General features: G+C 66.3%; 9 protein-coding genes, 1 tRNA gene and 1 pseudogene. 3 read left to right on the top strand and 8 right to left on the bottom strand.

All coding sequences use genetic code 11. From position 1 onward, the window contains the following. Window positions 1-786: pseudogene (locus JOY90_RS19060) on the top strand (tyrosine-type recombinase/integrase); the annotation flags it as partial. Between the two features lie 26 nt (window positions 787-812). Here JOY90_RS19060 and JOY90_RS19055 read toward each other — a convergent pair. Together JOY90_RS19055 and JOY90_RS19050 are read right to left on the bottom strand one after the other, a co-directional pair. After that, window positions 813-897 (bottom strand) — tRNA-Leu (locus JOY90_RS19055). 128 nt (window positions 898-1025) lie between these two features. Next, window positions 1026-1268: a FliM/FliN family flagellar motor switch protein gene (locus tag JOY90_RS19050; protein ID WP_291692660.1), complete on the bottom strand. Its 243-nt coding sequence runs from the start codon at window positions 1266-1268 to the stop codon at window positions 1026-1028. A gap of 62 nt (window positions 1269-1330) precedes the next feature. Here JOY90_RS19050 and lipB point away from each other — a divergent pair, with 62 nt between their 5' ends. After that, on the top strand, window positions 1331-2053 hold the full coding sequence (gene lipB, locus JOY90_RS19045; RefSeq protein ID WP_291692659.1) for a lipoyl(octanoyl) transferase LipB: 723 nt from the start codon (window positions 1331-1333) through the stop codon (window positions 2051-2053). A gap of 57 nt (window positions 2054-2110) precedes the next feature. Then, a complete protein-coding gene (locus tag JOY90_RS19040) occupies window positions 2111-2329 on the top strand; it encodes a hypothetical protein (RefSeq protein ID WP_291692658.1) in 219 nt (72 codons plus the stop codon). Between the two features lie 6 nt (window positions 2330-2335). On the opposite strand, the gene JOY90_RS19035 is transcribed toward JOY90_RS19040, so the two are convergent. The 6 genes from JOY90_RS19035 to JOY90_RS19010 form a co-directional block, all read right to left on the bottom strand. After that, window positions 2336-3772, bottom strand: a complete 1437-nt coding sequence (locus JOY90_RS19035) for a TIGR01777 family oxidoreductase (RefSeq protein WP_291692657.1) — start codon at window positions 3770-3772, stop codon at window positions 2336-2338. Beyond that, window positions 3769-4437: a DUF4166 domain-containing protein gene (locus tag JOY90_RS19030; RefSeq protein ID WP_291692656.1), complete on the bottom strand. Its 669-nt coding sequence runs from the start codon at window positions 4435-4437 to the stop codon at window positions 3769-3771. Before JOY90_RS19030 ends, JOY90_RS19035 begins: the two co-directional genes overlap by 4 nt. Before the next feature lie 13 nt (window positions 4438-4450). Next, window positions 4451-5017 (bottom strand): MarR family transcriptional regulator, encoded by a 567-nt coding sequence (locus tag JOY90_RS19025; protein ID WP_291692655.1) that lies wholly within the window; start codon window positions 5015-5017, stop codon window positions 4451-4453. A gap of 160 nt (window positions 5018-5177) precedes the next feature. Beyond that, window positions 5178-5477 (bottom strand): acylphosphatase, encoded by a 300-nt coding sequence (locus JOY90_RS19020; protein ID WP_291692654.1) that lies wholly within the window; start codon window positions 5475-5477, stop codon window positions 5178-5180. Continuing rightward, on the bottom strand, window positions 5474-6343 hold the full coding sequence (locus tag JOY90_RS19015; RefSeq protein WP_291692653.1) for an isocitrate lyase/PEP mutase family protein: 870 nt from the start codon (window positions 6341-6343) through the stop codon (window positions 5474-5476). Before JOY90_RS19015 ends, JOY90_RS19020 begins: the two co-directional genes overlap by 4 nt. A 109-nt stretch (window positions 6344-6452) precedes the next feature. Next, window positions 6453-7228 (bottom strand): biotin/lipoyl-containing protein (locus tag JOY90_RS19010; protein ID WP_291692652.1); only part of this gene is annotated, 776 nt, incomplete at its 5' end.

Genomic DNA, 7228 nt, shown 5'->3' with positions numbered 1-7228 from the left:
CGTGGCATGATCCGCTGGATGATCGACGAAGGCCATCTCGACGAGGATGACGACCCCACGATTGGCCTGCGCTCAGGGAAGGCAAAGGCCTCACGCGAGAGCGGCGGCTTTCTGCCGTGGACCGAGGAAGACATGGCCAAGTACCGGACGAGATGGCCGCTCGGCACCGAGGCGCGTCTGATGTTCGATATCCTCCACTACACCTTCCTGCGTCTGGGGGATGCGCACCGTTTCGGACCGCCACACCTGCGCCAGATCGTGCGCAAGATGGCAGTCCAGATCGCCACGGAGAAAAGCCAGGGCAACACAACGGTGACAGTGCCGGTGCACCCGGAATTTGCCGAGAGCCTCCGGGCGGCGCGAGCGGAAGGGATCATCGGCGCGGAGGTTTTCACCGGGAAGGTGGTGAGAGGCCGCGTGCTGCCGATGAACAAAAAGGCCTGGGCGATGAAATTCAAGAAATACGCCGTCCTAGCCGGCGTCAACGCGCCGAAGAAGAGTTGCCACGGGGTGCGCAAGGCGCGCGCGGAAGTGGCGGCTTACGCCGAGTGTACCGAGAGCCAGATGATGGCGATGTTCGGTTGGACCGACCCGAAGATGCCGGCCCACTACATCGCGCAGGCCAACCGCGAGAGGCTCGGAGTCAGCGGCATGGATAAGGTCGTCGCGTTCGACCAAAGCCAGTCATTGGATGATTTTCTGAGGGCGGCTGGGAGAAACAGGACAGGAACGGCCAGCGGGAACGGAGTGGTAACATTCCCGGGTAACATCCTAAAAAAAGTGTAAGGAAATCAAACCCGAACGTGGGTTTATGGTGCGCTCGGAGGGACTCGAACCCCCACGGTGTTACCCACTGCCACCTCAAGGCAGCGCGTCTACCAATTCCGCCACGAGCGCGAAGGGATGAAGCGCGGCAGCCGGGCGCGGCCCGGGCCGGATCAACGGCGCCGATGTAACAAATCGATCCTGGGCGGACAAGGCCTCATGGGCCCGCAAATGGAGGGTTGGCCAGAGGTTTTTTCGCCTCAGCGGGCGTCGGGTGATTTCGGCAACATCTGCTTGACCTCGACCGCGATGCGGTTGCGGTCGACCAGCACCACGCCCGAGGCGACCGGCAGGTTGTTGGCCAGCACCTTGACCTCGTCGGATTCGGTCGCGTCCAGTTCGATGATGGCGCCGCGGGACAGCCGCATGACCTGGTGGATGGGCATCGTGGTGGTCCCGAGGACCACCATGAGATCGACCGAGACTTTGTCGAGGGTTGACACTTTTGGGACCACGGCACGGGGACTAAATTCTGCCCCGGAGATCACCACGTTATGGTTAGACAATGGTTAATGACCGCCAGACCCTGGATTTGACGGCGCTGACCGGGCCCGCCGGCAGCGCCGTGGAATGGCGGATATCGGACGCGCCGGTGGACTATCCGGGAGCCCTGGCCGTCATGGAGGCGCGCGCGGCGGCGATCGCGGCCGGCGAGGCGCCGGAACAGGTGTGGCTGCTGGAGCACCCCCCGCTCTACACCTCCGGCACCTCGGGCAAGGCGACCGACCTGCTCGACCCGCGCTTTCCCCTGTTTGAGACCGGCCGCGGCGGCCAGCTCACCTATCATGGGCCGGGCCAGCGGGTCGCCTATGCGATGCTCGACCTGAAGCGGCGACAGCCCGATGTCCGCGCCTATGTCTCAGGCCTCGAGGAATGGATCATCCGCACGCTCGCGGCATTCAACATCCGCGGCGAGCGGCGCGAGGACCGGGTCGGGGTCTGGGTGAAACGGCCCGACAAGGGCGACGGCTTCGAGGACAAGATCGCCGCGATCGGCGTGCGGCTGAAGCGCTGGGTGTCGTTCCACGGCATCGCCATCAATGTCGAGCCCGACCTGTCGCATTTTGCGGCGATCGTTCCCTGCGGCGTGGTCGATCCCCGCTATGGCGTCACCTCGCTGGTCGATCTCGGCCTCCCGGTGACCATGGTGGATGTCGATGTCGCACTTCGCCAGGCCTTCGAGGAGATTTTCGGCAAGACGGAAATACGCGTGCCGGAGCCGAGCTGATGGTTCACGGCGGCCGCAGGATCACGCAATCCGACGACCCAAGCAGGCGAATAGGACATGGACGCGCTGACGATCTTCGGCCTGTTCGCGGTCACCGCGATGCTCGTGACCTATGCGCTGGAGGATCGCAGCCCTCGCTACATTCTCGGTTTTGCGATCGCCTGCCTGCTCGGGGGAGCCTACGGCTTCTTGCAAGGCGCCTGGCCGTTCGGCATCGTCGAGACGATCTGGGCCGGCGTCGCGCTGCGGCGCTGGCGGCGCGCCGCGGCGGCCTGAGTGCTTTTACAGAATTGCCTCAAACGCGCTGCGCAACGTCTCATGGCGAAACACAAAGCCATGGCTGAGCGCCTTGTTGGGGATCACGCGCTGGCCGCCGAGCAGGAGCTCGCGCGCGAGATCGCCGCCGAAGCGGCGCAGCAGGGCGTCGGGAATCCGCAGGATCGCCGGGCGATTCAGCCGGCGCGCCAGCTCCGCGGTAAAGATGTTGTTGGTGACCGGGATCGGCGCGGTCGCGTTGATCGGCCCCGTGATGGCCGGGCTCGCGATCACATGGGCGATCAGCCGGACCAGGTCGTCGCGCTCGATCCAGCTCATCCATTGCCGCCCGGTGCCCAGCGCGCCGCCGAGGCCGAACTCGAACGGCGTCAGCATCCGCGTGACGAAGCCGCCGTCGGTGCCCACGACCAGCCCGGTCCGCAGGCAGACCACCCTCACGCCATGCGCCGCCGCCGGCTCTGCCGCCCTCTCCCAGGCCTCGCACAGCTCGTGGCTGAAACATTCGTGCGACTTGGCGGATTCCGTCAACACCTGGTCCTGCCAGAGCCCATACCAGCCGATCGCCGAGCCGCTGACCAGCACGGCAGGCTTCCTCGCAAGCCGCGCGATCAGCCCGACGACGTCACCGGTCATGGTGACGCGGGACTCGACGATGCGCCGGCGCCGTGCGTCCGTCCACGCTCCGTTGCTGATCGGCTCGCCCGCGAGGTTGACGACGGCATCGATCGCGGCATCAGATGGAATCTGGTCGAGGCCGGTAATGACCGTGATCGGCGGCGGCAGCATCCCGGCCCTGGCAGGATCGCGCACCAGCGCAATCACGGAATGGCCGGCAGCGGTGAGCGACGCAGCCAGCCGGCTGCCGATGAAGCCGGTCGCGCCGGTGACCAGCACCGTCTTGCGGCCGGGCAGCTTTGCAACCAGTTCCTCGGCCGGCGCACCTCGCATTCGCGCCAGCCGCCTCGCCGCGGCGAAATCACGCAGGCCAAACAGGCTCGCACCGATCGCCGCCGCCATGGCGGCGAAGCTGAGCCAGCCTTGATAGGCCGGCACGACATCAGTGGCGCGCATGGCCCAGTCCAGCAGCACCGGCAGCAGCAGGATCAGGATTGCGCCGTAATTGATCGCGAGCAGCGTATGGTTGATCCGCTCGCTGGCCGGGAGCTTGCGGCTGAGATCCTCCTCGACGAAATCCATCAGCGTGATGACGATCTCGGTCGCCAGCACCGCGATCACGAGCACGGCCCAGACGCCATGCAGCTCGAGCCAGCCCATCACCAGGAACAGCATGGCATAGAGCACGTTGCGCAGGCTGTGCAGCTCGAGCTCGTGGCGCTGCGAAGCACGCCAGGCCAGCCGCTCGGTCAGTTCGTGATGGTAGAAGGTATCGAATGCGCCCATCGCGACCTGAACGGCGACCAGGGTCCACAGCAGCGGAGTCATGACGAAGCCTCCCGGAATATGGCGGACTGATGCATGAGCTCGCCGAAGCGGGGATGGATGATGTCGAGCGTGAAGCGAAATGCCCCGCCGCCGAGATCGCCATGCGTCACGGTGAGATCACCGGGCGTCAGCCACTCCGGCAACCGCAATCGCAAGCCGCCGATCGCGACGAAGTAGCCCGCGCTGCGAAAGCACAGCGCCTCGTTCTCCACGCCGATGGTCAGCGCCATGCTGACGCCGTGGCCGATATATTCCTCGAGACCGGTCGGCCCCTCGAACCGTTTGGAGGAATGGATCACCTGCGGAAATCCGCTTCGGCGCGCCGCGATGCGGGTCCAGATCTGGCCGCCGGTTGCCGCATCCTCGGTCACGGCGACGATCATCGGCACGCCGGTCACGGCCGTGGTCGGCAACGGCCCGCCGATCATGCGCGCCGCCTGCCCGACCCACCAGCCGGCGCGGCTGAGACGGGCCTCGTCGACCTCGCCGACATAGACGACGGTCTCGCCGTCGCCGAGCCGTTTCGAAAATCGGCGCCAGACCGCGAGCGGCAGGCGTCCCCAATCCTGGTCAGGCAACAGCGCGCGAAAGCGGTGGTCGTCGAGCAGTCTCGCATGCGAAGCCGGCGCGGAAGGAAGCCTCGATGAGAGCCTTGCTGACGCCATGACGTGCTCCCCGCTACTCGCCGCCCCTGGATTTTCCGGATGGCAGCAGGTTGACGACCTTCTCCCCGAGACGGATCAGCGCCACCAGCCGCGGCCGCGGCACCTTCAGCATCTGGGTGTACCAGCGCTCGGCCAGCTCGGTGAACGCCAGCATCTCCTTCAGCCGCTTGCTCGCGACCGCGCTGATCGCAGGATCATCGGCGGCATCGGAGACGCAGGCCCGCAACGCCGCGATCGCCGGATCGATCTCGCGCTCCTTGCGGCCGGCGGCGATCCGCGCCGCCACCTCCCAGATGTCGGTTTCGGCCTCGAAATGATCGCGCCGGTCGCCCAGGATCGGCACGCGGCGGATCAGGTTCCAGGACAGCAGCTCCTTCAGCGAGTTCGAGACGTTGGAGCGCGCCATGCCGAGCGCCTCGGCGATGTCCTCCGCCGTCATCGGCCGCTCGGCGAGATAGAGCAGTCCGTGAATCTGGCTGACCGAGCGGTTGACGCCCCACTGGTCGCCCATGTCGCCCCAATGCAGGACGAAGCGCTTGACCGCGTCGGGCAGTTTCTTTTTATCGGATATTTCTGTCATGACAGAAATATCAGACCAAGCGAAAGAAATGTCAAGGGTGTCGGTGCATGGGCAGACCGCTTCGACGGCCATCGTCCCGGGCCTTTCGGTCACGGCGATGGGTAGCAGCGCCGTGTTCGCTGCTTTTGCCCACTACGGAATCGGGAGATATGTTCGCGGGCTACACCGTCGGCAGCACCGCGAACGCCTCGCCCGACGGCCGCAAATCGAGCTGCTCCTCTCCCGCCGGCTCGTTCAGCACCGCCGTGACCTTGGCCGAGGGCGGACCGTGCCGGCACAACGCCACCATCTCGGCAACCACCTTGGCATTGCCGGCGAACAGCGCCTCGACGCTGCCGTCCTTGCGATTGCGCACCCAGCCCTCGAGCCCGCTGGCCTGCGCCTGATATTCCACCCAGGCGCGGTAGCCGATGCCCTGGACGCGGCCTTGAATGCTCACCTGGATGATGGCGCGGCTCATGGCTGTTTCAGGCCGAGGAAAGCGGCGCTGCGCGCCTTCGTCGCGGCCTCGCGGGTGACCCGGCCGGTCAGCTCCGCCGATGCCAGCCCCTTGAGCTGCTTCGGCGACGTTCCCTCGCGCAACGCCTTCAACGTCTCGTAGACGGCCTGCGTTGCGGCGGCGATCGGCGCATGGCCCTGCAGCGCGATCTTGACTCGCCTTTCCCTGAGATAGTCGGGATCGCTCATCTCCTCCGGCGCGCCGCCGAGCACGATCGGCAGCCGCGTCGCCGCGGCAAGCGCGTCCAGCTCGTCGCGCGACTTGATGCCGGTGAGAAACAACCCGTCGACGCCGGTGGCCTCGTAGGCCCGCGCGCGCTCCACCGCATCGCCGAGCGAGGTGATCGACGTCGCCCCCGTTCGCGCCAGGATCACGAGCGAGGGATCACCGCGTCCGTCGAGTGCAGCCTTCATCTTGCCGACCCCCTCCTCCAGCGAAATCAACTGCGTCTTCGCCTCGCCAAAGGCCTGCGGCAGCAGCGTGTCCTCGATGGTGAGGCCGCCGGCGCCAGCCGTGTCCAGCTCCTGGACGGTGCGACGCACATTGAGCGCATTGCCATAGCCATGGTCGGCATCGACCAGCACCGGCAGCGAGGCGGCACGCGACATCCGCCGCATCTGCTCGGCCAGCTCGGTCAGCGTGATCAGCGCGACATCGGGATCACCGAGCACCGCGAGGGAGGCCACCGAGCCGCCGAACATGCCGACCTCGAAACCGAGATCTTCGGCGATCCGGATCGAGATCGCGTCATAGACCGAGCCAGGGCGAATGCAGGCAGAGCCCGCCAGGATCGCACGCAATTTCTCTCGACGCTGACGAAAGGCCATTATGTTACCTCGTGAGGAACTCTCCGTCATTCCGGGGCAGTGCAAGAGCACCAAACGCGGAATCTCGAGTTCCAGGTCCGGTCCTTCGGACCGTCCCGGAATGACGGCACTACGCGAACTCCAGGATCAACGCGTCCACCGGCAATGTCGCGCCGGCGGCCGCATGAATCTTCTTCACGGTGCCGTCGCGCTCGGCACGCAGCACATTCTGCATCTTCATGGCCTCGACCACGGCGAGCGTCTCGCCGGCCTTGACCTCCTGCCCCTCCGCGACCGCAATCGACACCACGAGCCCGGGCATCGGGCACAACAGCTTCTTGCCGGAATCGGACGCAGTCACGACCGGCATCAGGCGGGCGGAAGCCGCTTCCGCCTCGGTGAAGACATAGACCGGCACCTCGACGCCCTGATGCGCGAGCCGAACGCCGTTCGGGATCGCACGCGCCTGCACCGCGACGAACGCGCCGTCGATCGCACCCTGCCAGACCGGCTCGCCCGGCGCCCAGGTCGAAACCAGCTCATGCGGGTTGCCCGGCTTGCCGTCGTCATCGACGAAGCGCACGGCAATGCCGCCATTCTCGCGCGCGACGTCGAGGATGATCTCGTCGCGGCCGAGCCACACCGCGCGGCGGCCTGCGCGCGTGACCGGGCGGCCGATCATCTGGCCGGAAATCTGCCGCTTGCGCTCGCCCAGCACATGGTCGATCGCTGCACCAACGGCGGCGATCCGGCGCGCGATCTCGCCTTCCGGCGCATGGGCCGAAAACCCCTTCGGGAATTCCTCCGCGATGAATCCCGTCGAAAGCTTGCCCTCGCGCCAGCGCGGATGGTTCATCAGCGCCGACAGGAACGGGATGTTGTGCCGGATGCCGTCGACATAGAAGG

The organism is Bradyrhizobium sp., from assembly GCF_019242285.1.
Lineage (GTDB): Bacteria > Pseudomonadota > Alphaproteobacteria > Rhizobiales > Xanthobacteraceae > Bradyrhizobium.
Note: the sequence above shows the minus strand (reverse complement) of the source record. Positions and strands in the feature narration are given on the sequence as shown.